This is a genomic window from Pseudomonas sp. BYT-1, from assembly GCF_023611805.1.
GTDB classification, from domain to species: domain Bacteria; phylum Pseudomonadota; class Gammaproteobacteria; order Pseudomonadales; family Pseudomonadaceae; genus Aquipseudomonas; species Aquipseudomonas guariconensis.
Genome location: NZ_CP072559.1, coordinates 544,939 through 570,239 on the forward strand (window position 1 = coordinate 544,939; position 25,301 = coordinate 570,239).

Here is a 25,301-nt window from a genome sequence, read left to right on the forward strand (position 1 = left end):
CGATGGCGCATCCCTACCGAAAGAAGAGGCTAGACCCTTGGCATTGACGATTCTTGGCCTGTCCGGCGCCCTTAGCCATGACCCTTCCGCGGCCCTGTACATCGACGGCAAACTGGTTGCCGCCGCCGAAGAAGAGCGCTTCGTGCGTGACAAGCATGCGAAGAACCGCATGCCCTACGAGTCGGCGAAGTTCTGCCTGGAGCAGGCCGGCATCAAGCCGTCCGACGTCGACGTAGTGGCCATTCCGTTCGCCCCCATCAGTCTGTTCGGCAAGGCGCGCTGGCACTATGCCAAGCGCTACTGGTACGCCCCGGACCGCGCCCTCGACGCGATCCTGATGGGCAACCGTCGCTACAAGCGTTACCGCAAGAAGATCGTCTGGTGCCTGGAGCAACTGGGCTTCGACCCGAAGAAGATCAAGATCGAACCGGTCGAACACCACCTGGCCCACGCCTCCAGCGCCTACCACTGCTCGGGCTTCAAGGAAAAGACCGCGATCCTGGGTATCGACGGCAAGGGCGAGTACGCCACCACCTTCTTCGGCTACGGCGAGAACGGCAAGATCCACAAGATCAAGGAGTTCTACGATCCGGACTCCCTGGGTGGCCTGTATGGCGCGATCACCGAGTTCCTCGGTTTCGAGATGCTCGATGGCGAATTCAAGGTCATGGGCATGGCGCCCTATGGCGACGCCAGCAAGTATGACTTCTCCCGTCTGGCCAGCTTCGAGAACGGCGAGCTGGTGATCAACACCGAGTACGCCAACGTCATTGGCCTGCGCCGCTATAAAGAGAAGGGCAAAGGTTTCTACTTCTCGCCCAAGCTGATCGAGTGGCTGGGGCCCAAGCGCGAAGGTGACATCGCCGACGAGCCATACATCCACTACGCCGCGAGCATGCAGGCGCTGTTCGAGAAGCTCGCGCTGCAAATGATCGACTACTACCTGGGCGACATCCTCAAGCAGGGTGGCAAACTCGCCTTCGCCGGCGGCTGCGCGCTGAACGTCAAGCTCAACCAGAAAATCATCGCCCGCCCAGACGTCAAGGAACTGTTCGTGCAGCCTGCCTCGGGCGATGCCGGTACCGCCGTCGGTGCCGCAGCGTATGTTTCCCACGCCCGCGGCGTGCCGGTCGAGAAGATGGAGCACGTCTACCTCGGCCCTTCGTACTCCAACGAAGACGTGATCGCCGCCTGTGCCCGTCATCCAAATGCACCGAAATGGCGCAAGATCGACGACATGCCGCAGCGCATCGCCAAGATCATGGTCGATGGCAACCCAGTGGCCTGGTTCCAAGGCCGCATGGAGTTCGGCCCGCGTGCGCTGGGTGGTCGTTCGATCATCGGTTGCCCGAGCGTGCCGGGCGTGGCCAACCGGATCAACGAGCAGATCAAGTTCCGCGAGCGCTGGAGACCCTTCTGCCCGTCGATGCTCGACACTGTAGGGCCGCAGATGATCAAGGTCGATCACCCCGCGCCGTTCATGACCTTCACCTTCGAGGTCGCCGAGGAATGGAAAACCCGTGTGCCAGAGGTGGTCCATGAGGACGGCACCTCTCGCGCCCAGGTGCTCAAGCGTGAATACAACCCGCGTTACTACGACATGATGAAGGCCCTCGAGGACCTGACCGGCAACGGCGTGTCGCTGAACACGTCGCTCAACCGCCGTGGCGAACCCATGATCTGCTCGCCGACCGATGCCCTGAACATGTTCTTCGGCTCGGACCTGCAGTACCTGATCATGGAGGACATCCTGGTAGTCAAGGACGGCGCGGCGCCTTATGACCAACCGCTCTGAACGGCGCGTCCTGCAGTTCTGCCACGGCTATGACGGGCCATTCCTCGATTGCGCCCGTCAATATGCCAGTCTGTTCCAGGGCAGCGGCTTCAAGGTCACCACGGTCTTTCTCACCGGAAAGGCCGACCCCCAGGTAGCCGCAGGCTGCGCGTCGGACGAAGTGCTGTTTCTGGAGTTCAGCTCCAAGGCCGTACGTGGCCTGAAGCTGGGCGCGATCGCCGCGTTGCGCAAGATCGCCGCGGCCCGCGACTTCAGCTTCTGCATCGCCCACCGCTTCAAGCCGATCTATGTGGCGCTGCTGGGTACCCGCCTGCCGGTGATCGGCGTGCACCATGCGTTCGGTGACTACCAGCGCGGCGGTCGGCGCCTGTTCGCCAACTTGTTCAAAAAGCGTCTGAGCCTGCTCGGCGTTTCCGATGCGGTGCGTGACGACATGCGCCGTTGCCTGGCGCAGTGGCCGATCGAGCGAATCCAGACACTGTACAACCGCATCGATGTCCAGGGGCTGCAGGCCGGCCTGGTGCCTCGTGAGGAGGCGCGCCGGGCGCTGGGGCTCGATCCGCAGGCCTGGGTCGTCGGCAACGTCGGTCGCCTGCATCCCGACAAGGACCAGGCCACTTTGCTTCGCGGCTTTGCCGAGGCGCTGCCCGATCTGCCAGCTGGCGCCCGTCTGGCGATCCTGGGAGAGGGCCGCCTGGAAGCTGCGCTCAAAGCGCAGGCGGCGCAGCTGGGTATTGCCGGTCAGGTGGATTTTCTGGGCCAGGTGCCCAATGCGCGGCGCTATTTCCAGGCGTTCGACGTGTTCGCCCTGAGCTCCGACCATGAGCCGTTCGGCATGGTTCTGCTGGAGGCGATGGTTGCCGGCGTACCGCTGCTCGCCACGGCGTGTGGTGGAGCCCTCGAGGTGGTTGAAGGTGTGGGCGTGCTGTTCCCGCTTGGGGATGCCGCTCAGCTGGCCCAAGGCCTGAAGCATATGGCCGGGCTGGATGCGGCGCAGCGCCAGGCGTGCGCCGAGCACATGCTACAACGCCTGCATGAGCGATTTTCCGACCAGGCCGTACGCGAGGCCTTCTGGGCCTTGCCGCAGGTGCGGGCATTGGTGGCGGAGGCGTGATGCTCAATCATATCCGGGCCCTGCGCGAGCGCGGCTGGTCCGTCATCGACGGTCAGGCCTACGCCGATGCCTGGCATCGTTTCGGCGGCAGTGTCGCCACCCATCCGCAGGTGGTCGAGCAATTGGCGGACCTGGCGCAGATCCCTGTGCGTTACCTGGGTTGGCACCACGCTGGCGAGCTCAAGGCTGCTATTCCAACTTGGGGGCGTCACCTGGCGCTGTCCAAGGACGTGCTCAAGCGCCACGGTAAGAGGGGCCTGTTCGACCTGGGCAATGCGGAAATCATCCTGCCCGCAGCTCCCGATGCCGGTGCGCCACTGCGCCATGCAGCGCGTTATCTTTCCGAGTTGAACCAAGGTCGATTCACTGGGCTCAAGGCGCAAGCCGAGCAGCTGGCCATGGCCCGTGCCCATGAAGACTTGTCGAAGAAGTTCCGTTACAACCAGCGCCGCGAGCTGCGCCTGCTGGAAGAGGCGGGCGGTGTGGTGCGGCCGATCAGCGACTTCAGCGCGACCGAAATTGCCGCCATCTACTGCGACCTGTTCATGCGCCGCTGGGGGTTCCCGGCCACGGGCGCGGCGCGTATGGCTGAGGTGCTGGAGCGCCTGCGTGACCTGTTGATCGGCTCGGTGTTGCTGCTCGATGGGGCGCCGATCGCGATCCAGCTGGTGTACCGGGTCGAGGCGCCGGAATGGATCAGCGTCGAATACATCAACGGCGGTGTCGACCCAGAGACCAAGGCCTTCAGCCCGGGCAGCGTCCTGAGCTTCCTCAATACCCAGGCTGCCTGGGAGGACGCCAGGGCGCGCAACAAACCGCTGCGATTCTCCTTCGGTCGCGCCGACCGCGAGTACAAGGACCGCTGGTGCAACCCGGTGCCGGTGTTCCAGTCGTGAGCCGCAAGCAGCAGTTGCTCAAACGCCATCGGCGCAACAAGCGCCTGGGGCTGCTGGCCGGGCTCATGGTGCTGGCCGCCCTGGGGGTATTGACTTGGTGGTGGCTGCCACTGGTGCTATTGCCGCTGGTGTGGATTGCCCACGAGGCCTGGTTCGCTGATCACCTGTTCTATTCGCCCTCCGAAGACTATGCCTACCGCTTCGGCGAATTGACCCGCCAGGCCGCTGCGCGGCTTCAGGGTGACCGGCTCCAGGTCGATGTGCCACTGGCAGGCGATGAGACGCTGATCCTCGAAGTACGGGTCAAAGCCAACTGGTTGGGGCGTTTTCTCGACCCGCAGGTGCTGCTTGATGGTGAGTCCGAGCAGGACTGCCAGACTTTCGAACGCGGCGTCGATGGTGTCCGCTTCCTGAACCTGACCGGTTTCGCCGCGCCCCTGATGGCGGGTGTCTTGCGTTTGCGCGGTCGCCACTGTCGGCTGGTCGGCGAGCCTCGCCTGTGGATAACCCCCTCGGTTGAATTGCACAAGCGCCGTGTGATGGTCATCGCACCCCATGCAGATGACGCTGAGCTTGCTGCCTATGGCCTGTATAGCCAGGCCGAAGAAGCCTGGGTGGTCACCCTGACCGCAGGTGAGATCGAGGCCGAGCACTATCAGCAGATGGGCCTGCCCAAGGCTGAGGCGGCGCGCCTGAAGGGCCGTCTGCGCGCCTGGGACAGCATCGCGGTGCCGCGCTGGGCGGGCGTGCCTGAGGCGCGCTGTGTGCAGTTGGGCTATTTCTGTCTGCAATTGCCGGCGATGCAAGCGGCGCCGGACATGCCGGTGGGCTCGCGTGAGGCGGACATGGCCGACATCCGCCCCTTCCGCCGATTCAACCCCTTCGACTTGCCAGGCGATGCCGATGGTGCACCGACCTGGAACAACCTACTGGCCGATCTGCGCGCCGTCCTGGAGCGGGCGCGGCCCCAGGTGCTGGTGATGCCACATCCACAGCTCGATCCACATCCGGATCACATCTGTGCCCAAGCGGCGGTGCTCGAAGCGTTGCAGGGCCTGGACTGGCAGCCCGAGACGCTGCTGTGCTACGCCAACCACCTGCACGACAATGACCGCTGGCCGATGGGTGACAGCGGCGACGGCGTTGCCTTGCCCCCGCAGTTGAGTGCCGACCAGGTCTGGGCACCCTGCAGCCAGGTATTGAGTCTTGCCATCCAACGCGACAAGGCCATGGCCTTGGGCATGATGCATGACCTGCAGCCCAGCGCGCCGTTCAAGCGTCGCTTGCGGCGTGCCCTGCAACGCTGGCTGGCCGGACGCAAGCCATCGCCTTATGGCGAGAACGAATTCTTCCGCAAGGCGGTACGCCGCCACGAGCTGTTCTGGCGTCGCACGTTTGAGCGCGACGAATGATTGAAGGCGCAGAGGCCCAAGCAAAGCAATGAAAGTCCTATTTCTGGTGCAGAAGGAGCAACGGGCGATCCTCGACCGCCTGTACGATGGGGTGGCCGCCAATTGCGATTGCGACCTGCGCTGGCTGAGCAGCGAGGACCAGCGCAACCTGCGCCGCTACTTCAAGCGCGAGGTGGATGTCACGCGCTATGACCGGATCGTGTTCTTCCTACGCTTCAAGCAGGAGATCCGCCAGGTCCCGTTCATCCGCAGCGTGCCCAACCTGGTGATTCTCGAGCACGACGCCTACCAGAACTACATACCGTGCAAGTACACCGGCAAGTTCAGTGCGCATTATCGCCAGTTGCCGTGGGCTCGGGTGATCAGCTCCGGCTATATGGTCAGCGAGCGCCTGCGCCAGGAAGGTTTCGACGCAGTGTTCGTGCCCAAGGGTTACGACGAGCAATTGCTCACAGACCAGGGGCGCGAGCGCGATATCGAGCTGGCCTTCGTCGGCAGCACTGGAAGCGTCGCCTACAGTGGCCGCAAGGCGTTGCTCGATGAGCTGGGTCAGGTGGAGAACCTGGTGGTCACCCGCACCAAGTCCGGCGAGGACTACTGCAATACGCTCAACCGCATTCGCTTCTTCGTCAGCGCCGATGTGGGCATGGGCGAATACATGATCAAGAACTTCGAGGCCATGGCCTGTGGCTGCGTGCTGCTGGCCTATGACCAGGGCGAGGCGGAGAACCGTGCACTGGGTCTTGAGGACATGCACAACGTGGTGCTGTACGACAGCATTCCGACCTTGCGGGAGAAATTGGCGGTACTGCGCAACGACCCCGAACTTGCCGAGCGCATCGCCCGTAATGGTCGTGAGCTTGCGGTGTCACGCTTTAGCTTCGCCCAGGTAGGACGCAGCATCGTCGAGCATCTGGTGCCTGCGCTGCGTCCGCATCCGCCGCTGACCCGTTGGCAGCGTCTGCGCCTGGCACTGGGATTCTGACCGGCTTCTTTTACCTGGGGCTCGGCGGCGGCTTCCAGCTGCCGGGGCCGGTGTGCGGCCCAGCGCAGTCTTGGTAGGTGCTGGCGAAGCGGCCCCAGGACCTGACAGCCGCTATCGATTAGCAGACCTCAATGGGCCAGCAGGGCAGCCTCGAAATCGGCGACGGGGAACTGATTGGCGAGTTTTTCTCGCTCGATGTACCGCGCCATGTGCTGGACGTTGCGCCGAACCATTCGCGCCGAAAGCGGTGCACGCAGGAAGCGCATGTCCGCCACATCGATCAGCCCAAGGCGCTGGTCGGGTGTCATCACCACGTTACCCAGGTGCAACGAGCGGAAATAAATGCCCGAACGGTGCAAGTGACGGATCAACTCGATCAGTTGAGGCATAAGGGCGTCCCAACTGAACCCAGGTTTGCGCGACAGCTGCAGCAGTGTTTCGCCCGGCAGTGGGCGGTACAGCACGGCGGTGCGTCCTGGCAGTTCGAGCTTGTGGTGGCTGATCACCTGCAGGGTCGGGATCCCCAGTTGCGTCAGGCGTGCCGCATTCTCGACGAAGCGTTGCGAGTAGGGGCGCAACAATGCAGATGAAATCAAACGCTTGCGACGAAAGATTTTAAGGATATTGCCATTCCCTAGCAGGTAGACTTTGGCGCCGTAGCTATCTGCCTCTAGAACCTTGGCACCGAGTGTCAGCTGATCGAAGTCGACCTGGGAGAGCCGGGAGCATTGCATGGGTAGGGCCTTGTCGTCTGGCAAGCAAAATGACCGGCAATAATGCCGAAAATAACGCGCCAGTACCATGATGGTGGCGTTGGATTGTTTCAGGGATCGAAGCCAAGAAGCATTGCGCCGGCCTGCGAAGAGGCTGGTCATGTGGGTCTGGTGCTGCCCCGACGGGTGCCCTGGACAAACCCTGTGTTAAAATTTCCGGTTCAACCTGAACAGCGAGCTCGATGATGGCCGAAACACCGCTACCGGCGGAGCAAACCTCCAGCCTGAAGATCTACTTCCGGCTGCTGAGCTACGTCAAACCCTATATCGGCATTTTCCTGCTGAGTATCGTGGGCTTCGTGATCTTCGCCTCCACCCAGCCGATGCTGGCGGGGATTCTCAAGTATTTCGTCGATGGATTGAGCGATCCACAGGCGGTCCTGTTCCCGGACGTGCCCTACCTCAAAGACATGCAGTTGCTGCAGGCCGTGCCGTTGCTGATCATCCTGATCGCAGCCTGGCAGGGCCTGGGCTCGTTCCTGGGCAACTACTACTTGGCCAAGGTCTCCCTGGGGTTGGTGCATGACCTGCGGGTGGAGTTGTTCAACAAGCTGTTGGTGCTGCCGAACCGCTATTTCGACAGCCACAACTCCGGTCACCTGATTTCCCGCATCACCTTCAACGTGACCATGGTCACCGGCGCCGCCACCGATGCGATCAAAGTGGTGATTCGCGAAGGCCTGACCGTGGTGTTCCTGTTCGCCTACCTGCTGTGGATGAACTGGAAGCTGACCTTGGTGATGGTTGCCATCCTGCCGGTCATCGCCCTGATGGTCAGCACCGCGAGCAAGAAGTTTCGCAAGCAGAGCAAGAAGATCCAGGTGGCCATGGGGGACGTCACCCATGTAGCCTCCGAGACCATCCAGGGCTATCGCGTGGTCCGCAGCTTCGGCGGCGAGGCCTACGAGCAGCGTCGCTTCAGCAACGCCAGCCAGAGCAATACGGACAAACAACTGCGCATGACCAAGACCGGCGCGCTGTACACGCCGATGCTGCAGCTGGTGATCTACAGCGCCATGGCCGCGCTGATGTTCCTGGTGCTGTTCCTGCGTGGCGATGCTTCGGCGGGCGACCTGGTGGCCTACATCACCGCCGCGGGCCTGCTGCCCAAGCCGATCCGCCAGCTTTCGGAAGTCAGCTCGACCATCCAGAAGGGCCTGGCCGGCGCCGAGAGCATCTTCGAGCAGTTGGACGAGAAGCCCGAGGTGGACACCGGTACCGTGGAAAAGGACAAGGTGGAAGGCCGCCTGGAGGTGCGCAACCTCAGCTTCACCTACCCAGGGACCGAGCGCCAGGTACTGAGCGACATCAGCTTTACCGCCGAGCCTGGGCAGATGATCGCACTGGTTGGGCGTTCCGGCAGCGGCAAGTCCACGCTGGCGGCGCTGATTCCACGCTTCTATCACCATGATCAGGGGCAGATCCTGCTCGATGGCGTGGAGATCGAACAGTACCGACTGCGCAATCTGCGTCGACATGTGTCCCAGGTGACGCAACACGTCACTCTGTTCAACGATACCGTGGCCAACAACATCGCCTATGGCGACCTGGCCGGTGCACCGCGTGAGGCGATCGAGGCGGCGGCTGCCGATGCCTACGCCAAGGATTTCGTCGACCAGCTACCCAAGGGTTTCGACACCGAAGTCGGCGAGAACGGCGTGCTGCTTTCCGGTGGCCAGCGCCAGCGCTTGGCGATTGCCCGCGCACTGCTCAAGAACGCACCGCTGCTGATCCTCGACGAGGCGACCTCGGCACTGGATACCGAATCCGAGCGGCACATCCAGGCGGCGTTGGACCACGTGATGGAAGGCCGCACTACCCTGGTGATCGCCCACCGCCTGTCGACCATCGAGAAGGCCGACCTGATTCTGGTCATGGACCAAGGCCGCCTGGTGGAGCGTGGCACCCACGCCGAGCTGCTCCAGGCCAATGGCCATTATGCCCGCTTGCACGCCATGGGGCTGGATGAGCCGGAAAAGGCCGATATCACCTGACCCCCCTGAATCGGGGCCCTCTCGGCCCCGATCATCATTGGTAACGCACAGATCGCAGCTGGCCATAAAGCCGTCGCCGACCCTGTGCTAATATCCTGCCCCTGTTCATTATTTTTCATATGGGTTGCCCATGAAGTTGTCCATGCCGCGTTTCGATCAAGCCCCGGTCCTGGTGGTCGGTGATGTCATGCTCGACCGCTACTGGCATGGCGGTACCTCGCGGATCTCTCCCGAAGCACCGGTGCCGGTGGTCAAGGTCGAGCAGATCGAGGATCGCCCCGGCGGCGCGGCCAACGTCGCACTGAACATCGCTGCCCTTGGCGCGCCTGCCTCGCTGGTCGGCGTGACCGGTCAGGACGAGGCTGCCGACAGCCTCGCCAACAGCCTGCAGGCTGCAGGTGTGCGCTCGGTCTTCCAGCGCATCGCTCATCAGCCGACCATCGTCAAGCTGCGGGTCATGAGCCGTCACCAACAGCTGTTGCGCATCGATTTCGAAGAACCGTTCGCCACCGACCCGTTGTCGTTGGGCGAGGAGGTCGATGAGCTGCTCGAAGGCATCAAGGTGCTGGTCCTGTCCGACTACGGCAAGGGGGCGCTGAAGAACCATCAGAGCTTGATCCAGGCGGCGCGGGCCAAGGGCATTCCAGTGTTGGCCGACCCCAAGGGCAAGGACTTCTCCATCTACCGTGGCGCCAGTCTGATCACCCCGAACCTCAGCGAGTTCGAGACGATCGTAGGTCGTTGCGCCGACGAGGCCGAACTGGTCGCCAAGGGTCTGCAATTGCTCCAGGATCTGGAACTGGGCGCGCTGCTCGTGACCCGTGGCGAGCATGGAATGACCCTGCTGCGCACCGGGCACCCGGCGCTGCACCTGCCCGCCCGGGCCCGTGAAGTGTTCGATGTCACCGGTGCCGGCGATACCGTGATCTCGACCCTGGCCGCAGCCATTGCCGCCGGCGAGGATCTTCCCCACGCTGTCGCGCTGGCCAACCTGGCTGCAGGTATCGTGGTCGGCAAACTGGGTACCGCTGCCATCAGCGCGCCGGAGCTGCGCCGGGCGATCCAGCGTGAAGAGGGCTCCGAGCGCGGCGTGCTCACCCTCGACCAGTTGCTGCTGGCCATTGATGATGCCCGGGCACACAACGAAAAGATCGTCTTCACCAACGGGTGTTTCGACATTCTCCACGCTGGGCATGTGACCTATCTGGAACAGGCTCGCGCTCAAGGTGACCGCCTGATCGTGGCGGTCAATGACGATGCTTCGGTCAGCCGTCTCAAAGGGCCGGGTCGTCCAATCAACAGTGTCGACCGTCGCATGGCCGTACTGGCTGGCCTGGGGGCTGTGGATTGGGTCATCAGTTTCCCTGAAGGCACGCCGGAAAACCTGCTCAGCCAGGTCAAACCGGACGTGCTGGTCAAGGGCGGCGACTATGGCATCGACCAGGTGGTCGGCGCCGATATCGTCAAGGCCTACGGTGGCACCGTGAAGGTACTGGGACTGGTGGAGAACAGCTCGACCACCGCCATCGTCGAGAAGATCCGCAAGCACTGATCTGCAACGTAGGTATCGCGTGACAATTCCCCCATAGCGCAATGCTTGTGGGGAGCTTGTCACGCGATTGGCCTGTAAGGCCTGCTGTCGTTACTTGTGCAGTGCGCGCTGCAACAGCGCCCGCGCCTTATCGCTGAATCGCTGCAGGTGCGAGGTCGGCACCTGCTCAAGGCCTTGTTGCTTGATCCACTCTTTCCAACGAATCCGCTCATCCTTCACCACCCAGCCTTCCTGTCGGGCAAAGCTTTCGGCCAGGTACAGACCGCGGGTGCTTGCAGGCACCAGTTGGTCTTTCTTCAAGGTATAGAGCTCGGCCGTGGGCTGGCCATCGATCAGTGGCATCAGATACAAGTCAGGGCGCTTGCGGTTCAGGCGTGCGACCAGTTGGTCGCCTTCCAGCCGTTCGTCGACATGGAACAAACTGAGCGACTTGGCCTCCCGGGGGACCTGCAGGCGAAGGTCATAGATCAACTGCAGGGATGCCGTTGGCAGGTGCACATAGGCGCGTGGGCGTTCCAGCAGCATGAGGTTGTCGCAGTGAACCGGACGGGCTGCACCGGACTCGGGGGACAGAACAAACGGTAATGCCTCGCGGTAGTGCAGGGCGTCGGCGTAGGGGGCTGGCAGCCAGGTATCGTTGAAACGCCCACCGAGCCAGCCTTCGGGCGTCTCCATCAGGCACTCCTCGGCCACCTCCTGGATGGCGGTGTGCAGCGGCAGGTTCAGTTCCTGGGCCGGGACATAACCGGAAATAAGCTTGAGCACGACATCGCCGCGATCCTGGCGGCGCTGGCGCACCAGCACCCAGTAATCGCGATGCTGCCAATGCAAGGTCAGACGCACCGATACCCCGAGGTTGGCCAGTTCGACCACGAAACGCTCCGGGTTGCCCAGCTGAATGGCTTTGCGTCGCTGTTGCACCTGGGAGAAGTTCAACGGCATGCCGATGGGCTTGTAGGTCAGGCCGTCGGGCGTGGCTTCGACATGCAGCGGTAAAGTTTTGAAGTTGCTCGGGTTCTTGCGGATCAGCGTTCGCGGCACGAGGCTCCTCCTTGCGTTGGGCGCCCGTCTGGGCGATTCAAGGCCGTCCCAGGATTCGGGCGACGGTGGCCACGTTATGGGCCAGGTGCAACGGGTTTATGGTACCGACGATAGCACTGCTCACCCCCGGGTGGGAGAACAGCAGCTCGAAGCTGGCCTGCACCGGATCGACCCCGGGCGCGAGGCAGATGTGCCCGCTGGCCAAGGCCTTTTTCACCAGGATGGCCTTGCCGTGTTCGGCAGCGTAGTCCAGCACCGGGCGTTCTGCCTGCTCGTTGAGGTTGTAGGTGACCATGGCGCAGTCGCCTTGCTCCAGCGCCTTGAGTCCGCCGGCTACGGTCTTGCCGGACAGGCCGTAGCCGAGGATCTTGCCCTCCTGCTTGAGTTCGGCGAGGGTCTGGTAGACGCCTTGCTGTTCGAGGATTGCCAGGTCGTTGCCATCCGAATGCACCAGCACCAGCTCGATGCGGTCGGTCTCCAGACGACGCAGGCTGCGCTCCACCGACAGGCGAGTATGGGCGGCGCTGAAGTCGAATCGGGACTGGCCGTCCTCGAACTCCTCACCCACTTTGCTGACGATCACCCACTCGTCGCGCTGCCCGCGCAACAGCGGCCCCAGGCGTTCCTCGCTGCGGCCATAGGCAGGGGCGGTGTCGATGAGATTGATACCCAGCTCTCGCGCCTGGGCCAGCAACAGCCGGGCCTCGTCATCACCTGGAATGGTGAAACCGGTGGGGTACTTGACGCCCTGGTCCCGGCCAAGCTTGACGGTGCCCAGGCCCAGCGGCGAGACCTTCAGGCCGGTGCTGCCCAGCGGGCGATGGAGGTCGTGCAGGGTCGGCAGGCTCATGGCAGCAGTTGCTCCCAGGCAGGCACGCCAACCGGGGGGCGGGGCAAGTCGGCCAGGTCCGGTTGGGCGGTGGGGCGGATGCCGTCCCGATCCAGGCTCGCCAAGACGCGATCAGCAAAGTCCGGTGCCAGGGCCAGCTTCGTCGGCCAGCCCACCAGCAGGCGCTGCTGGTCAGCCAGGAAGGCGTTGTCCGGGCGTACCAGGCCTGATTGCGCAGGTTCTGCGCGGTCGACACGCAGGGTGGCCCAGCGAACTGGGCTCTGGTCGACCCATGGCAACAGGCTGGCGATTTCCTTTTGCGCCGCGGCGATCTGCGCCGCAGGCTCGCGGGCGACCCCCTCGGCTTCGGCCAAATCCCCCCCCAGGTACCAAACCCACTGCCCGTCCGCAGCCGGGTGGGTGGTGACGGTCACCCGAGGCTTGGGGCCGCCGCCCAGGCAGTGGGCGTAGAGCGGTTTGAGATTCGGCCCCTTGGCCATGACCATATGCAGCGGACGGCGTTGCATGGCGGGTTGGCTCAGGCCCAGGGCCTGGAGCAGCGCCTCGGTGCCCGCGCCGGCGCTGAGGACGATGCGTTGGGCACGAATTTCACGGTCATCGACACGCAAGCCGACGAGCTCGTCGCCTTCTTTCAAGGGTTCGATGCGCTCGCCGGCCAGTAGGCTGTCGCCGGCCAGTTCGGCCAGGTTGGCGAGCAGGCTGGGCACGTCGATGACCAGTTCGGCCAGGCGATAGACCTTGCCCTTGAAGGCACGATCCTGCAGAGCGGGGGGCAATTGATCGCCCTTGACCTGATCGACCCGACCGCGCACGGCTTTGCTGGCGAAGAAGCTGGTGAGGTTGCCGGCCAGGGTGCCAGGAGACCACAGGTAGTGGGCTTCGGAGAGAATGCGGGTCTTGCCGAGGTCGAGCTCGCCGTTGCCGGCCAGTGCTTCGCGCCAGCGGCGAGGCATGTCGGCGATGGCCTCCGATGCGCCGGTCAGGGCGCCATGCAGGGCGTACTTGGTACCGCCGTGGATGATGCCCTGGGACTTGATGGTCTGCTCGCCGCCGAGGCTGGCGCGCTCGACCAGCACGGTCGAGTACCCCAGGCGCTGCAGCCGGGCATTGAGCCAGAGGCCTGCGACCCCGGCGCCGACGATCAGCACGTCAGTGGAAATGGCAGATGGCATGCGGGCACCTCTAGAACTGGGACAGTTGCCCAGTATACAGGCTGTGGCGTGATGCTTGTCCGGGGAGAGATGCAGACCGTTTTGTCGCGTTCGCGGGTAAACCCGCTCACACCGTTACAGCGGCGTACCTATGAGCGCCGAAGAACCGGTGAGGGCGGGTTTGCCCGGTGAAGAGGGCACTACCACAGGGCAAGATGCTTGCCGCCCATGGGCGTGCATGAAATGCGCTGTCGCTCAGTGCCCCGCGGTCTTGGAGAACAGCTGGATCACCACCACGCCGCCGACGATCATGGCCATGCCCAGCATCGCCGGGAAGTCCAGCTTCTGCCCATAGATCACCAGCGCCACTGCGCTGATCAGCACGATGCCCAGGCCCGACCAGATGGCGTAGGCGATACCCACTGGAATGCTGCGCACCACCAGCGTCAGCATCCAGAACGCCACGGCGTAACCGCACACCATCAACAGCAGTGGCAGCGGTGTGCTCAAGCCCTTCACAGCTTTCATGGAAGCGGTGGCGATGACTTCTGCGCAGATGGCGATGGTCAGGTAGGTATATGCGTTCATGGTGCGAGTCTCCGTTGCCAGGCCTCGCATTCTAGGCCTAGGTGAAATGCGGTAAAGTCATTACCTATCTAACTTGGAGATAGGTTCAATGGCTGAGCAGTGGAGTCTGGATCAGCTGCGTCTGTTCCTGCGGGTGGCCGAGTTGCGGTCGTTTTCTGCTGTCGCACGGGAGCAGCGCAAGGCGCAGTCAGCCATCAGCAATGCAATCGCGCTGTTGGAGACGGACTTGGGCGTAACGTTGTTCGAGCGCAGCAGCGGGCGCCAGCCACGTTTGACCGAGAGCGGTGCTGCCCTGCTCGAGGATGCCCGCGAGCTGCTACGCCAGTGCGAGCGTCTGGACGGCCGGGCCTTGGCATTGATGCGGGGGCAGGAAGCACTGCTGCGGGTAGCCAATGACGAAGCCATGCCCTACCAGCCGGTCATCGACAGCCTGGACGAGTTGTCCACCCGCTTTCCGTTCCTCGAGGTGCAACTGGCCAGCGGTGCTCAGGGGGATGTGGCGCGCAAGCTGGTCGAGCGGCGCGCGGACCTGGGGTTGTTCTTCCATCACGAGCAGATTCCCGCCTCGCTGGAGCGTCGGGCGCTGGGCAGCGTCGAGATGGTCACGGTCTGCGCCGTGGGGCATCCGCTGGCCCGTGAGCAGCGGGTCAGTCGTCAGCAACTGGCGCGTCATCGGCAATTGCTGATCACGCCCCAGCAAAGCGGTTATCCGGGTGGCGAGGCGATCAGTCCGCAGGTGTGGCGCGCCGACAGCTTCTATTCAATGGCCGAACTGCTGATGCGTGGCCTGGGCTGGGCCTGGCTGCCGCGGCATGTGGTGCAGTATCCGACCTACCAAACGCACATGGTCGAACTGGACAGCGAGTGGCGCCCGCCGGCGCTGGTGGTCGAGCTGGCTTGGCGCCGCGACCAGCCGTTGGGGCCGGCGGCGCAATGGTTGGCCGAGCGCTTCGCCGTGCACCTGCGGGCGATTGGCTGAGGCTCGCCGCTTGCAGGCCTTTTCCTGCGGTTCCTTGTACACTGCGTCGCCATGAACAGAACCCTCTATACCTTGCTGTTTCACCTGGGCCTGCCGCTGGTCGCGCTGCGCCTGTACCTGCGCGCCCGCAAGGCCCCGGCCTACGGCCAGCGCATCGCCGAGCGCTTTGCCTGCAAGCTTGCGCCCATGCGCCAGGGAGGCATCTGGGTGCATGCGGTGTCGGTAGGCGAGAGCATCGCTGCTGCGCCGATGATTCGCGCCCTGCTCAAGGCCTACCCGGACTTGCCCATTACCCTGACCTGCATGACCCCGACCGGGTCGGAGCGGATCCGTGCGATGTTCGCCGAGGAGCCGCGCATTCAGCATTGCTACCTGCCATACGATCTGCCGTGGGCCGCCGGGCGTTTCCTCGATCATGTGCGGCCACGGCTAGGCATCATCATGGAAACCGAGCTGTGGCCAAACCACATTCACCAATGCACCAAGCGCGGTATCCCGGTGGCCTTGGCCAATGCTCGGCTGTCCGAGCGTTCGGCCCGCGGTTACGCGCGCTTTGCCGGGCTGACCGGTCCGATGCTCGCTGAGATGAGCCTGATCGCCGTGCAGACCGAGGTCGAGGCCGAGCGTTTCCGCAGCTTGGGCGCGCGCCCCGAGTGCGTGCAGGTGACCGGCTCGATCAAGTTCGACCTGAAGATCGACGAGCAACTGCAACCACGTGCCAAGGCGTTGCGCGAACAGTGGGGCGCCGAGCAGCGCCCCGTGTGGATCGCCGCCAGTACCCACGAGGGTGAGGATGCGCTGATCCTGGAGGCCCATCGGCAGTTGTTGCAGGTTCATGGTGATGCGCTGCTGATTCTGGTGCCGCGTCATCCGGAGCGCTTCGATGCGGTGTATGCCTTGTGCCGCGATCAGTTCGCCACGGTGCGACGCTCCCTGGGGACGCCGGTGAACGGCCAGACTGCGGTGCTGTTGGGCGACACCATGGGCGAATTGCTGTTCCTCTACGCATTGGCTGATATCGCCTTCGTCGGCGGAAGCCTGGTGGCTACCGGCGGGCACAACCCACTGGAGCCTGCTGCGCTGGCCTTGCCGGTGGTCATGGGACCACATGTGTTCAATTTCCTCGAGATCACCGCCATGTTGCGTGAGGCCGGTGCCTTGCAGCAGGTGGATGATGCCGAGGGACTGGCTGGCGCTATACGCCGCTTGATCGAGCTGCCACAGGATGCCCGGCGCATGGGGCTGGCGGGCAAGGCCGTGATGCAAGCCAATCAAGGGGCCCTGGACCGGCTTGTGCAGGCATTGGCGAAATGGCTGTGATGACGCAAAAGGTGGCAAACAGATAGTTCATTTGCGCTGGGCGTGCTGCCTACGCTCCTGTCCAGGACGCCAACAGGCGTGTCGAAGATTGGAGGAGACGCCGCATGTACAGCAGGACACTCACCGCGTTCGGCCTGATGACCGCCTTGTCGGCACAGGCCTCGATAGGTGTGCCGAAGTACCCAAAGTTCATCGAACAGTGGGCCAGCGTGAGCGTGAACTACCCGGATCCAAACGCCAGCATCCAGCACACCGGGGCCTATTTCATCGATGCCCTGAAAGGGCCGCACTTCACTATCGATGACAACGCCAGTTGGTCGGTGGATGACGACGATCAGGGCAGGTTGGAGATGGTGCCGAAGGTGCTGGGCAAGCATAGCTTCGTTGAGGAGGTCCTTGTGACCTCGGGCGCTCTGGCGTGCAATTTCAGCATCATGTACGACCTGCGGCGTGTCAGGCTTCATGCCGCGTCCATCGGCGAGGCCTACGCCGACTGCAGGTCTTCGCTGCATATCGATGGCGATCACAACGCAATTCGTTTCTTCATGAAGTGATGTGCATCGACAGGCTGTGCCTGCTACTTCACGAGCCGCTCGGCAGGCGTGCCCGTGAAGTAGCGGTAGCGCGTCCTCAAGGTCGCCGCTCGAAGTTCTTTGCCGCCGCGGCTGCCAGGTCGGGTGGGAGGAAGTCCTTGTCCGGGTTGTAGTCGGCTTTCAGATAGCGGCCCAAGTCCTGCAGGTCCTGCGGACTGAGCGTCCCGGCGGCTTGCTTGAGGCGCAGGTTGTCGAGGATGTAGTCGTAGCGGCTGTTGTTGTAGTCGCGCACCGAGGTGTAAAGCTGGCGCTGGGCATCGAGTACGTCGACGATGTTGCGGGTACCGACCTGATAGCCGATCTCGGTAGCCTCCAGGGCACTCTGGTTGGAAATGATCGATTGCTTGCGCGCCTGTACCTGTTCCACGTCTGTGTTCACTGCGCGGTGCAGGTTGCGGGTGTTCTCCACCACCTGACGACGCAGGCTTTCGCGCTGCTGTTCGCTCTGGCTCAGGCGCTGGTACGCTTCGCGCACTTGGGAACTGGTCAGCCCGCCACTGTAGATCGGGATGTTCAACTGAAGGCCGATGCTGGTCTGCTCCACGTCGCCGCTGTAGCGCCCGAAGGGCGAGGGGTTGGTGAAGCCGAGACTGTCATTGTCGCCTTTTTGGTACTTGGCCACCGCATCGAGCGTCGGGGCGTGGCCGGCCTTGCGCTGGCGCAGGGTTTCCTCGGCGGCGGTCACGGCATGGTTGGTGGCAAGCAGGTTGAGGTTCTGCCGCGCCGCGGTATCGACCCAGGCCTTGGCATCGTTGGGGATTGGCACCTGCACCGGTAGGGTATGGACCACGCCCTGGATCGAGCTGTATTCGCGGTTGGTCAGGGTCACCAGGGCCTCGAAGGCATCCTGTACCTGGCGCTCGGCGATGATCCGGTTGGCCCGGGCGGTGTCGTAACTGGCCTGGGACTGCAGCACGTCGGTCTTGTCCGAAAGGCCGACGTCGAAGCGCTCGTTGGACTGGTCCAGCTGGCGCTTGAAGGCCGCTTCCTCGGCTTTGGTCGAGGCCAGGTTGTCCTGGGCGCGCAGTACCGCGAAGTAGTTTTCGGCGGTTTGCAGAATCAGGTTCTGTTCGGTGGCCGACAGCTCGAGGGCCGCCTGTTCATTGACGGCTTCGGCTGCCTGCAACTGGAACCAGCGGTCGGCACGGAAGATCGGCTGCGCCAGTGTGGCGCTCCAGGAATTGCCGCTGCGGTTAGACGTGATGGAGGGCTCGTCGATCTTGGTGCGGGTGTTGAGCATCTCGGCACCGGCCGACAGGTTCGGCAGCAGTCCGGCCCTGGCCTGGGGGACCACTTCGCGACGAGCGCCGTAGTCGGCGCGGGCGGCGGCCAGGTCGGCGTTGTTGTCGACCGCCTCCTGGTAAACGCTGACCAGGTCGGTTTTCACCGTCGTGGGCATATCCGCTGCCCAGACCACTGCGTTGGACGCACAAGACACGGCTATCGCCAGTGAGAGTTTGCGCAGCATAGGCAATCCTTGAAATGAATTTCTGAACTGTTGAGTATCGAGCGATGGCCAGTGTAGTGCCGGGCGCACCTGGCAACAATCGCCTGACGTGCCTTTCATCATTCGCCAAGCTACACGCTTGGCTTTGCCGACCACTTGAGTCTAGACTGCGCATGTTCTTGTCGGGGTGCCTTGAATCGAAGGCTGAGATCGGATAGTTCCGGATCCCGTTGAACCTGATCAGGTTAGCGCCTGCGTAGGGAACAAGATTGCTCGCTTTCCCGGCGAGATCTTGTGCCAGGTCCGGGATTGTCGAAGCTCAAGCTCAAGGCACTTCTCGCATCCGGCACCGCACCGTCCTAGGTGTATCCGCGCCCCTTCAGGTTCTCCCCGACATTCCACGCTGTCTGGAGAGCCTGTGATGAGCCAACAAGAAAAATCGATCCACCTCAGCGAGTCGGCGCAAGTCGACCAGCAGTCCGTGCAACCTTTCCCCCGTTCGCGCAAGGTCTATGTCGAAGGCTCGCGCCCCGATATCCGCGTACCCATGCGCGAGATCAGCCTGCATGACACGCCCACGGACTTCGGTGGCGAGCAGAATGCGCCGGTGCTGGTGTACGACACTTCTGGTCCCTACACCGATCCCAACGTCGTCATCGATGTGCGCAAAGGCTTGGGCGATGTGCGCTCGGCGTGGATCGAGGCCCGTGGCGATACCGTGCGCCTGGATGGCCTGAGCTCGAACTTCGGTCAGCAGCGCCTGAACGACCCCGAACTGGCCAAGCTGCGTTTCGCCCACGTGCGCAACCCGCGCCGTGCCAAGCCAGGCGCCAACGTCACCCAGATGCACTATGCACGTCAGGGCATCATCACCGCCGAGATGGAATACGTCGCCATCCGCGAGAACATGAAGCTGCAGGAGGCCCGCGCCGCTGGCCTGCTGGACCAGCAGCACGCCGGGCACAGCTTCGGTGCCAGCATCCCCAAGGAAATCACCCCTGAGTTCGTGCGCGAGGAAATCGCCCGCGGCCGCGCGATCATCCCCGCCAACATCAACCACCCGGAACTCGAGCCGATGATCATCGGCCGAAACTTCCTGGTGAAGATCAACGGCAACATCGGCAACAGTGCCCTGGGGTCCTCGATCGAGGAAGAAGTGGCCAAGCTGACCTGGGGCATCCGCTGGGGTTCGGACACGGTCATGGACCTGTCCACCGGCAAGCACATTCACGAAACCCGCGAGTGGATCATCCGCAACTCGCCGGTGCCGATCGGCACCGTACCGATCTACCAGGCCCTGGAAAAGGTCGGCGGTGTGGCCGAGGACCTGACCTGGGAGCTGTTCCGCGACACCCTGATCGAACAGGCCGAGCAGGGCGTGGACTACTTCACCATCCATGCCGGCGTGCTGCTGCGCTACGTACCGCTGACCGCCAAGCGGGTCACCGGTATCGTCAGCCGTGGTGGCTCGATCATGGCCAAGTGGTGCCTGGCACATCACAAGGAAAACTTCCTGTACACGCACTTCGACGAGATCTGCGAAATCATGAAGGCCTACGACGTCAGCTTCTCGCTGGGCGACGGCCTGCGTCCGGGCTCGATCGCCGATGCCAACGACGCGGCCCAGTTCGGTGAGCTGGAAACCCTGGGCGAGCTGACCAAGATCGCCTGGAAACATGACGTGCAGTGCATGATCGAAGGCCCGGGCCACGTGCCGATGCAGTTGATCAAGGAAAACATGGACAAGCAGCTCGAGTGCTGCGATGAGGCGCCGTTCTATACGCTGGGTCCGCTGACCACCGACATCGCCCCTGGCTACGATCACATCACCTCCGGTATCGGTGCCGCGATGATCGGCTGGTTCGGCTGCGCCATGCTCTGCTACGTGACGCCCAAGGAGCACCTGGGCCTGCCGAACAAGGACGACGTAAAGACCGGCATCATCACCTACAAGATCGCCGCGCACGCCGCTGACCTGGCCAAGGGCCATCCGGGGGCACAGATCCGCGACAATGCCTTGTCCAAGGCACGCTTCGAGTTCCGTTGGGAAGACCAGTTCAACCTCGGCCTGGACCCGGACACCGCCCGTGCGTTCCACGACGAGACGTTGCCCAAGGAGTCGGCCAAGGTCGCGCACTTCTGCTCGATGTGCGGGCCGAAGTTCTGCTCCATGAAGATCACCCAGGAAGTCCGTGAGTACGCAGCCAACCAGCGTATCGAGGCGACGGATGTGTCCGTGGAAGAAGGCATGCGCGAGCAGGCCGAGCGGTTCCGTCAGGAAGGCAGCCAGCTGTACAAAAAGGTGTAACGCATCCCGGCCCCTTCCTGTGGGAGGGGCACATTTTTCTGTGTGGGGCACGGCCCTGTGGGGGCGGGTTTACCTGCGAATGCTGAGTTCACTGACGCATTCGTGGGTAAACCCACTCCCACAGGGCTGTGCCCTTCGTCAGTTTGACTCGGTATCCCCAACAACAACTCTGGTAAGCCCGCCGATGACCACTCCCAGCCACTTCTCCCCCGACCACCCGGTCCCTCACGGGCAGCGCCAATTCGGCGCCCGCGACCTGTTTTCCCTCTGGTTCTCCCTCGGCATCGGCCTGATGGTCCTGCAGGTCGGCGCGCTACTGGCGCCAGGCCTTGGCTTGGCAGGCTCGGTGCTGGCGATCGCGCTGGGCTCCGCGGTAGGCGTGCTGCTGTTGGCGGCGGCCGGGGTCATCGGCAGCGACACTGGGCTATCGGCCATGGCCACCCTGCGCCTGAGCCTGGGGCGTCATGGCGCGCGTCTGCCGGCGCTGCTCAACTTGTTGCAACTGGTGGGGTGGGGGTCGTTTGAGATCATCGTCATGCGCGATGCCGCCAGCCTGCTCGGCACCCGGGCGTTCGGCGAGGGCAGCGGCTGGAGCAGCCCTCTGCTCTGGACCTTGTGCTTTGGCGCTCTGGCCACCTTGCTGGCGGTGAGCGGCCCACTGACCTTCGTGCGCAAGGTGCTGCGCAAATGGGGTATCTGGCTGCTGCTCGGGGCGTGCCTGTGGCTGACCTGGAACTTATTCGCCAAGGCCGACCTGGCGGGCCTGTGGCGCCAGGCGGGCGATGGCTCGATGTCGCTGGCGGTGGGCTTTGACATCGTCATCGCCATGCCGTTGTCGTGGTTGCCGTTGATCGCCGACTACTCACGTTTCGGCCAGCGAGCCAGCCGCGTGTTCGGCGGTACGGCGCTGGGCTTTTTCATTGGCAATGCCTGGCTGATGAGCTTGGGCGTGGCCTACACCCTGGCCTTCGCGCCGAGCGGTGAGGTCAATGCACTGCTACTGGCCTTGGCGGGGGCAGGTCTGGGTATTCCACTGCTGCTGATCTTGCTGGATGAGTCGGAGAACGCCTTTGCCGACATCCATTCTGCTGCCGTGTCTACGGGTTTGCTGGTGCGCATGAAGGTCGAGCACCTGGCCCTGGCCATCGGCGTGCTGTGCACATTGATCGCCCTGCTGGCGCCGCTGGCGCAGTACCAGAACTTCTTGCTGTTGATCGGATCGGTGTTCGCGCCGTTGTTCGGTGTCGTGCTGATGGACCACTTCGTCATTCGTCGTCGGCAGATGCCGGCGGCGATCAGTGGCTTACACTGGCAGGCGCTGGTCGCCTGGGCGGTGGGGGTGGCGGCATATCACTTCATGGCCAATGTCGCACCGGAGCTGGGGGCGACCCTGCCGGCACTGCTGCTGGCAGGGGTACTGCATGGCCTGCTGAGCCTCAGCCGCGGCCAGGAAACAGCTCGGGCTTGAGCACGCCATTGAGGCGTGGATAGGGGATCTTCAGTTCGATGTGGCCCATGGAATAGGGCGCAATGGCATAGACTTCGTACTTGACCACCACCGCGCCATAGGTCAGCGCCACGTGCGGGGACTTGCGGAACGGCCAGGTCTTGATGAATTCGGGGTCCTTGTCCATGCCGGTGCTGATCATCCAGGCGCGGTGGGACTCCTCGACCGTCTTCCAGAAGGTCTCCTCCTGGCCCGGCAGCAGCATGTCCTGCAGGGTCAGGACCTTGTCCAGCTTGCGCGAATAGTTGATGAACCCGCGCCCCGGCATGCCGTGGGCGCCACCGCTGTCCAGATAGCTGGACAGTTCGATGATCACCAGCCCGTCATGCTGCTCGCGTACCTTGGCCTGCAGGTAGCTGCTGTTGCGTTTTTCGGCACTGGCCAGGTATTGCTGCTCATAGGCTTGCAGCGAGGTAGGCGCGGTGCTGCGCTGGTTGTCTTCGGTCAGCTGCAGCAGGCGCTGTTCGACGATGGCGTCGAGCTTGGGCAGGGCCGGGAAATGAATGGTGTCGATGTTCACCAGTGGGCAGTCGCTCTCGCTGCAACCGGGTTTGACGTGTTCCCAGGCGTCGCGCTTGACCTCGAGCGGAGCTCGGTAGTTGGGCTCGAACAGGCTTTGGCAGGCGCCAAGGGCCAATGCCAGCACAGCCACGGAAGTCAGTTTGACAAGCGTCATGATGATCCTTGCAGAACAGATGGAGTCGAGCTTCGACCGTCGGCGCGGCCTTCAGTTCGCCACTAAGCTAACAGAGTAGAGACGCTCTGTCCTGGCCGCCTGAACGGTCGTTGGAAAGGGGTGAAACACGACGGCTCGCAGAGTAGGATGGCGCGATGCGGTAAATGAGGTAACGAGGATTTCCATGTCAGATACGTTGAATTCAGTGCCCAAGGCGGTCGAGATCGTCGAGCAGGCCAACTGCTTCCAGGGCTTCTACCGGCTCGACAAGGTGCGCTTGCGCCATGAGTTGTTCGCTGGCGGCATGGGGCGGGAGATCAGCCGGGAACTGTTCGTGCGCCATGATGCGGTCTGTGTGCTGCCATACGATCCTCAGCGTGACGAGGTGGTGCTGATCGAGCAGTTCCGCGTCGGTGCCTTGGGCAAGGTCGAGAACCCTTGGCTGATCGAGATGGTCGCCGGGCTCATCGACAAGGACGAGGAGCCCGAGGAGGTCGCCCACCGCGAAGCCCAGGAGGAAGCCGGCCTGACCTTCAGCGCACTGTGGCCCATGACCCGCTACTTCCCGTCGCCCGGAGGCAGTGACGAGTACGTGCACCTGTTCCTGGGGCGCTGCTCCAGCGAAGGCGCCGGCGGGCTGCATGGTCTTGAGGAAGAAGGCGAGGACATCCGCGTGCGCGTTTGGTCGTTCGAGGACGCCCTGCAGGCTGTGCGTGACGGGCGTATCTGCAACGCCGCGACCATCATCGGCCTGCAATGGTTGGCGCTGAACCGTGCGGAAGTGCGAGGGATGTGGTCGTGAACCTGTTACGCGAGCGCTATCGGGTCGACCTGGCTGGGCTGCAGGCAGCCTGCGAGGCCAACTACGCCCGCCTGATGCGTCTGTTGCCAGACATGCGCACCACCCAGAGCTCGCGGCGCATCGGCATGACCCAAGGTGACCAGATGCTGGGCGTGCTGGTGCTCGACGTGGTGCTGGCGTGCCCCTACACCACCACCCTGCGCGTGCGTCAGGAACACAGCCTGCCCTGGTTGCCGGTGCCGCATCTGGAGGTGCAGGTGTACCACGATGCACGCATGGCCGAAGTGGTCAGTGCCGAGCATACCCGGCGCCTGCGCAGCATCTATCCCTATCCCAACGCGGCCATGCACCAGCCGGATGAAAAAGCTCAGCTCAACCTGTTCCTGGGTGAATGGCTCAGCCACTGCCTGGCCTGCGGCCATGAGTTGGAAGCCGTTCGCTGAAATGTGACGGCGGTCGGTTTCAGCCCTTTGCTCCGGCGCCTTCGGCATCCCATAATCGCGCTGAATCCGTTCGAGGAGCCGGCCGTTGCCGCAATTCAATCTCCCTCAAGCCTCGGCACCCCTGCAGGTGGTGCAACTGACCGACGCCCACCTGTTCGCGGACGCGGGCGGCACCCTGCTGGGCATGAATACCCGCGACAGCTTGCAGCATGTGGTCGAGCAAGTGCGGCGCGAGCAGCCGCAACCGGACTTACTGCTGTGCACCGGTGATCTATCCCAGGATGGCAGCGTCGCGTCCTATGAAGCCTTCCGCCAGCTGACTGCGGTGTTGGGTGCGCCGAGCCGCTGGCTGCCGGGCAATCACGATGAGGCCAAGGTGATGGCCGAGTTCGCGCAGGGCAGCGACCTGGTGCAGGCGGTGACCGATCTGGGCGCCTGGCGCATTGTCATGCTCAACTCGAACGTGCCCGATGCCACCCATGGTTGGCTCGCCGACGATCAACTGGCCCTGCTGGAGCAAGCCCTGGCTGGAGCGGGGGAGCGTCACTGCCTGGTCTGCCTGCACCATCAGCCTGTGGACATCGGTTGTGCCTGGATCGCGCCGATCGGCCTGCGCAATGCCGATGAACTATGGAAGCGACTGCGCGGTTATACACAGGTAAGGGCAGTGCTCTGGGGGCATATCCACCAGCCTTGGGATGAGCGGCGTGAAGGTGTTCGTCTGTTGGCCACGCCCTCGACCTGCATCCAGTTCGCCCCCAACAGTGAGGACTTCCAGGTCAGCGAGGAGCAGCCCGGTTACCGGTGGTTGCGCTTGCATGGCGATGGGCGAGTCGAGAGTGGGTTCGAGCGGGCCCGGGATTTCAACGTACAGCTGGATTTCAACAGTCCGGGGTATTGAGGCTCGGTGTGCTCCAGGTAAGGGCCCGCGAACAAGATGCAAGCCCTTGGCCGCCTGCGGCGTGAAGAATTTGTTGCGAAAAGCCCGAAGCTGCGCCAAAACCCAGCGAACAGGCTACACTGCGCGTCCCTGCGCCCGCACGGACGGGCGCGCCGCAGTACACTCCGGGGGCAG

Annotated in this window: 22 protein-coding genes and 1 riboswitch; of the genes, 15 read left to right on the forward strand and 7 right to left on the reverse strand. The window is 63.4% G+C overall.

Features of this window, described 5'->3' with window-relative positions:
- The first annotated feature begins 37 nt into the window (after positions 1-37).
- Genes J5X93_RS02510 through J5X93_RS02530 form a run of 5 tightly spaced genes read left to right on the forward strand, consistent with a single transcriptional unit; the run spans position 38 to position 6,202 of the window.
- The gene (locus tag J5X93_RS02510) at positions 38-1,795 is read left to right on the forward strand and encodes a carbamoyltransferase family protein (protein ID WP_250034360.1); all 1,758 of its coding nucleotides are present in this window, start codon (positions 38-40) and stop codon (positions 1,793-1,795) included.
- The gene (locus tag J5X93_RS02515) at positions 1,779-2,909 is read left to right on the forward strand and encodes a glycosyltransferase (RefSeq protein WP_250034369.1); all 1,131 of its coding nucleotides are present in this window, start codon (positions 1,779-1,781) and stop codon (positions 2,907-2,909) included. Before J5X93_RS02510 ends, J5X93_RS02515 begins: the two co-directional genes overlap by 17 nt.
- A complete protein-coding gene (locus tag J5X93_RS02520; protein ID WP_250034371.1) occupies positions 2,909-3,805 on the forward strand; it encodes an antimicrobial resistance protein Mig-14 in 897 nt (298 codons plus the stop codon). The genes J5X93_RS02515 and J5X93_RS02520 overlap by 1 nt, the downstream gene beginning before the upstream one ends.
- A complete protein-coding gene (locus J5X93_RS02525; RefSeq protein ID WP_182817058.1) occupies positions 3,802-5,217 on the forward strand; it encodes a PIG-L deacetylase family protein in 1,416 nt (471 codons plus the stop codon). Before J5X93_RS02520 ends, J5X93_RS02525 begins: the two co-directional genes overlap by 4 nt.
- A gap of 28 nt (positions 5,218-5,245) precedes the next feature.
- Positions 5,246-6,202, forward strand: a complete 957-nt coding sequence (locus tag J5X93_RS02530; protein WP_043207315.1) for a glycosyltransferase family protein — start codon at positions 5,246-5,248, stop codon at positions 6,200-6,202.
- Between the two features lie 128 nt (positions 6,203-6,330).
- Here J5X93_RS02530 and J5X93_RS02535 read toward each other — a convergent pair whose 3' ends face one another.
- Entirely contained in the window at positions 6,331-6,936 is a 606-nt protein-coding gene (locus tag J5X93_RS02535) for a BUD32 family EKC/KEOPS complex subunit (protein ID WP_043207317.1), read from the reverse strand.
- A gap of 224 nt (positions 6,937-7,160) precedes the next feature.
- Here J5X93_RS02535 and msbA point away from each other — a divergent pair, with 224 nt between their 5' ends.
- Together msbA and hldE are read left to right on the forward strand one after the other, a co-directional pair.
- The gene (gene msbA, locus J5X93_RS02540) at positions 7,161-8,969 is read left to right on the forward strand and encodes a lipid A export permease/ATP-binding protein MsbA (RefSeq protein WP_043207321.1); all 1,809 of its coding nucleotides are present in this window, start codon (positions 7,161-7,163) and stop codon (positions 8,967-8,969) included.
- 130 nt (positions 8,970-9,099) lie between these two features.
- Positions 9,100-10,521: a bifunctional D-glycero-beta-D-manno-heptose-7-phosphate kinase/D-glycero-beta-D-manno-heptose 1-phosphate adenylyltransferase HldE gene (hldE, locus tag J5X93_RS02545; RefSeq protein WP_043207322.1), complete on the forward strand. Its 1,422-nt coding sequence runs from the start codon at positions 9,100-9,102 to the stop codon at positions 10,519-10,521.
- 90 nt (positions 10,522-10,611) lie between these two features.
- Here the strand turns inward: hldE and J5X93_RS02550 are convergent, their stop codons facing one another.
- The 4 genes from J5X93_RS02550 to J5X93_RS02565 form a co-directional block, all read right to left on the reverse strand.
- On the reverse strand, positions 10,612-11,562 hold the full coding sequence (locus J5X93_RS02550) for a hypothetical protein (protein ID WP_043207323.1): 951 nt from the start codon (positions 11,560-11,562) through the stop codon (positions 10,612-10,614).
- A gap of 37 nt (positions 11,563-11,599) precedes the next feature.
- On the reverse strand, positions 11,600-12,412 hold the full coding sequence (locus tag J5X93_RS02555; RefSeq protein WP_043207324.1) for an aldo/keto reductase: 813 nt from the start codon (positions 12,410-12,412) through the stop codon (positions 11,600-11,602).
- Complete coding sequence (locus tag J5X93_RS02560) at positions 12,409-13,584, reverse strand: NAD(P)/FAD-dependent oxidoreductase (protein WP_102081291.1); 1,176 nt, start codon at positions 13,582-13,584, stop codon at positions 12,409-12,411. The genes J5X93_RS02555 and J5X93_RS02560 overlap by 4 nt, the downstream gene beginning before the upstream one ends.
- A 234-nt stretch (positions 13,585-13,818) precedes the next feature.
- Positions 13,819-14,151: a DMT family transporter gene (locus tag J5X93_RS02565; RefSeq protein ID WP_043207325.1), complete on the reverse strand. Its 333-nt coding sequence runs from the start codon at positions 14,149-14,151 to the stop codon at positions 13,819-13,821.
- Between the two features lie 88 nt (positions 14,152-14,239).
- Between J5X93_RS02565 and J5X93_RS02570 the strand changes: the two genes are divergently transcribed.
- The 3 genes from J5X93_RS02570 (at position 14,240) to J5X93_RS02580 (ending at position 17,004) form a co-directional block, all read left to right on the forward strand.
- Complete coding sequence (locus J5X93_RS02570) at positions 14,240-15,130, forward strand: LysR family transcriptional regulator (RefSeq protein ID WP_043207326.1); 891 nt, start codon at positions 14,240-14,242, stop codon at positions 15,128-15,130.
- A gap of 51 nt (positions 15,131-15,181) precedes the next feature.
- Positions 15,182-16,450, forward strand: a complete 1,269-nt coding sequence (waaA, locus tag J5X93_RS02575; RefSeq protein WP_043207327.1) for a lipid IV(A) 3-deoxy-D-manno-octulosonic acid transferase — start codon at positions 15,182-15,184, stop codon at positions 16,448-16,450.
- 104 nt (positions 16,451-16,554) lie between these two features.
- Complete coding sequence (locus J5X93_RS02580; protein WP_182942226.1) at positions 16,555-17,004, forward strand: hypothetical protein; 450 nt, start codon at positions 16,555-16,557, stop codon at positions 17,002-17,004.
- A 76-nt stretch (positions 17,005-17,080) separates the two neighbouring features.
- Here the strand turns inward: J5X93_RS02580 and J5X93_RS02585 are convergent, their stop codons facing one another.
- Positions 17,081-18,511 (reverse strand): TolC family outer membrane protein, encoded by a 1,431-nt coding sequence (locus tag J5X93_RS02585; RefSeq protein WP_043207331.1) that lies wholly within the window; start codon positions 18,509-18,511, stop codon positions 17,081-17,083.
- 152 nt (positions 18,512-18,663) lie between these two features.
- Positions 18,664-18,770: riboswitch (TPP riboswitch) on the forward strand.
- Positions 18,771-18,911: 141 nt separating this feature from the next.
- Here J5X93_RS02585 and thiC point away from each other — a divergent pair.
- Positions 18,912-20,798: a phosphomethylpyrimidine synthase ThiC gene (thiC, locus tag J5X93_RS02590; protein WP_043207332.1), complete on the forward strand. Its 1,887-nt coding sequence runs from the start codon at positions 18,912-18,914 to the stop codon at positions 20,796-20,798.
- A gap of 184 nt (positions 20,799-20,982) precedes the next feature.
- Positions 20,983-22,266, forward strand: coding sequence for a putative hydroxymethylpyrimidine transporter CytX (gene cytX / locus J5X93_RS02595; RefSeq protein WP_070571116.1), 1,284 nt, complete (start codon positions 20,983-20,985; stop codon positions 22,264-22,266).
- On the opposite strand, the gene J5X93_RS02600 is transcribed toward cytX, so the two are convergent.
- Positions 22,235-22,981: an RsiV family protein gene (locus J5X93_RS02600; RefSeq protein ID WP_043207334.1), complete on the reverse strand. Its 747-nt coding sequence runs from the start codon at positions 22,979-22,981 to the stop codon at positions 22,235-22,237. The genes cytX and J5X93_RS02600 overlap by 32 nt on opposite strands.
- A gap of 184 nt (positions 22,982-23,165) precedes the next feature.
- On the opposite strand from J5X93_RS02600, the gene J5X93_RS02605 reads away from it, so the two are divergent.
- The 3 genes from J5X93_RS02605 to cpdA all read left to right on the forward strand — a co-directional run bounded on the left by J5X93_RS02605 (position 23,166) and on the right by cpdA (position 25,127).
- The gene (locus J5X93_RS02605) at positions 23,166-23,783 is read left to right on the forward strand and encodes an NUDIX domain-containing protein (RefSeq protein ID WP_043207336.1); all 618 of its coding nucleotides are present in this window, start codon (positions 23,166-23,168) and stop codon (positions 23,781-23,783) included.
- Positions 23,774-24,226 (forward strand): DUF1249 domain-containing protein, encoded by a 453-nt coding sequence (locus tag J5X93_RS02610; protein WP_043207338.1) that lies wholly within the window; start codon positions 23,774-23,776, stop codon positions 24,224-24,226. Before J5X93_RS02605 ends, J5X93_RS02610 begins: the two co-directional genes overlap by 10 nt.
- An 85-nt stretch (positions 24,227-24,311) precedes the next feature.
- Positions 24,312-25,127 (forward strand): 3',5'-cyclic-AMP phosphodiesterase, encoded by an 816-nt coding sequence (cpdA, locus tag J5X93_RS02615; RefSeq protein WP_102081290.1) that lies wholly within the window; start codon positions 24,312-24,314, stop codon positions 25,125-25,127.
- The last annotated feature ends 174 nt before the right edge of the window (positions 25,128-25,301 follow it).

What these genes read in the sequence shown, in the direction of transcription:
- msbA (WP_043207321.1), top strand. Translation starts at nt 7,161, where the DNA reads ATGGCCGAAACACCGCTACCGGCGGAGCAAACCTCCAGCCTGAAGATC.
- waaA (WP_043207327.1), top strand. Translation starts at nt 15,182, where the DNA reads ATGAACAGAACCCTCTATACCTTGCTGTTTCACCTGGGCCTGCCGCTG.
- J5X93_RS02555 (WP_043207324.1), bottom strand. Translation starts at nt 12,412, where the DNA reads ATGAGCCTGCCGACCCTGCACGACCTCCATCGCCCGCTGGGCAGCACC.
- J5X93_RS02585 (WP_043207331.1), bottom strand. Translation starts at nt 18,511, where the DNA reads ATGCTGCGCAAACTCTCACTGGCGATAGCCGTGTCTTGTGCGTCCAAC.
- J5X93_RS02560 (WP_102081291.1), bottom strand. Translation starts at nt 13,584, where the DNA reads ATGCCATCTGCCATTTCCACTGACGTGCTGATCGTCGGCGCCGGGGTC.
- J5X93_RS02570 (WP_043207326.1), top strand. Translation starts at nt 14,240, where the DNA reads ATGGCTGAGCAGTGGAGTCTGGATCAGCTGCGTCTGTTCCTGCGGGTG.
- J5X93_RS02605 (WP_043207336.1), top strand. Translation starts at nt 23,166, where the DNA reads ATGTCAGATACGTTGAATTCAGTGCCCAAGGCGGTCGAGATCGTCGAG.
- J5X93_RS02515 (WP_250034369.1), top strand. Translation starts at nt 1,779, where the DNA reads ATGACCAACCGCTCTGAACGGCGCGTCCTGCAGTTCTGCCACGGCTAT.
- J5X93_RS02535 (WP_043207317.1), bottom strand. Translation starts at nt 6,936, where the DNA reads ATGCAATGCTCCCGGCTCTCCCAGGTCGACTTCGATCAGCTGACACTC.
- J5X93_RS02600 (WP_043207334.1), bottom strand. Translation starts at nt 22,981, where the DNA reads ATGACGCTTGTCAAACTGACTTCCGTGGCTGTGCTGGCATTGGCCCTT.
- thiC (WP_043207332.1), top strand. Translation starts at nt 18,912, where the DNA reads ATGAGCCAACAAGAAAAATCGATCCACCTCAGCGAGTCGGCGCAAGTC.
- J5X93_RS02520 (WP_250034371.1), top strand. Translation starts at nt 2,909, where the DNA reads ATGCTCAATCATATCCGGGCCCTGCGCGAGCGCGGCTGGTCCGTCATC.
- J5X93_RS02580 (WP_182942226.1), top strand. Translation starts at nt 16,555, where the DNA reads ATGTACAGCAGGACACTCACCGCGTTCGGCCTGATGACCGCCTTGTCG.
- cytX (WP_070571116.1), top strand. Translation starts at nt 20,983, where the DNA reads ATGACCACTCCCAGCCACTTCTCCCCCGACCACCCGGTCCCTCACGGG.
- hldE (WP_043207322.1), top strand. Translation starts at nt 9,100, where the DNA reads ATGAAGTTGTCCATGCCGCGTTTCGATCAAGCCCCGGTCCTGGTGGTC.
- J5X93_RS02565 (WP_043207325.1), bottom strand. Translation starts at nt 14,151, where the DNA reads ATGAACGCATATACCTACCTGACCATCGCCATCTGCGCAGAAGTCATC.
- J5X93_RS02530 (WP_043207315.1), top strand. Translation starts at nt 5,246, where the DNA reads ATGAAAGTCCTATTTCTGGTGCAGAAGGAGCAACGGGCGATCCTCGAC.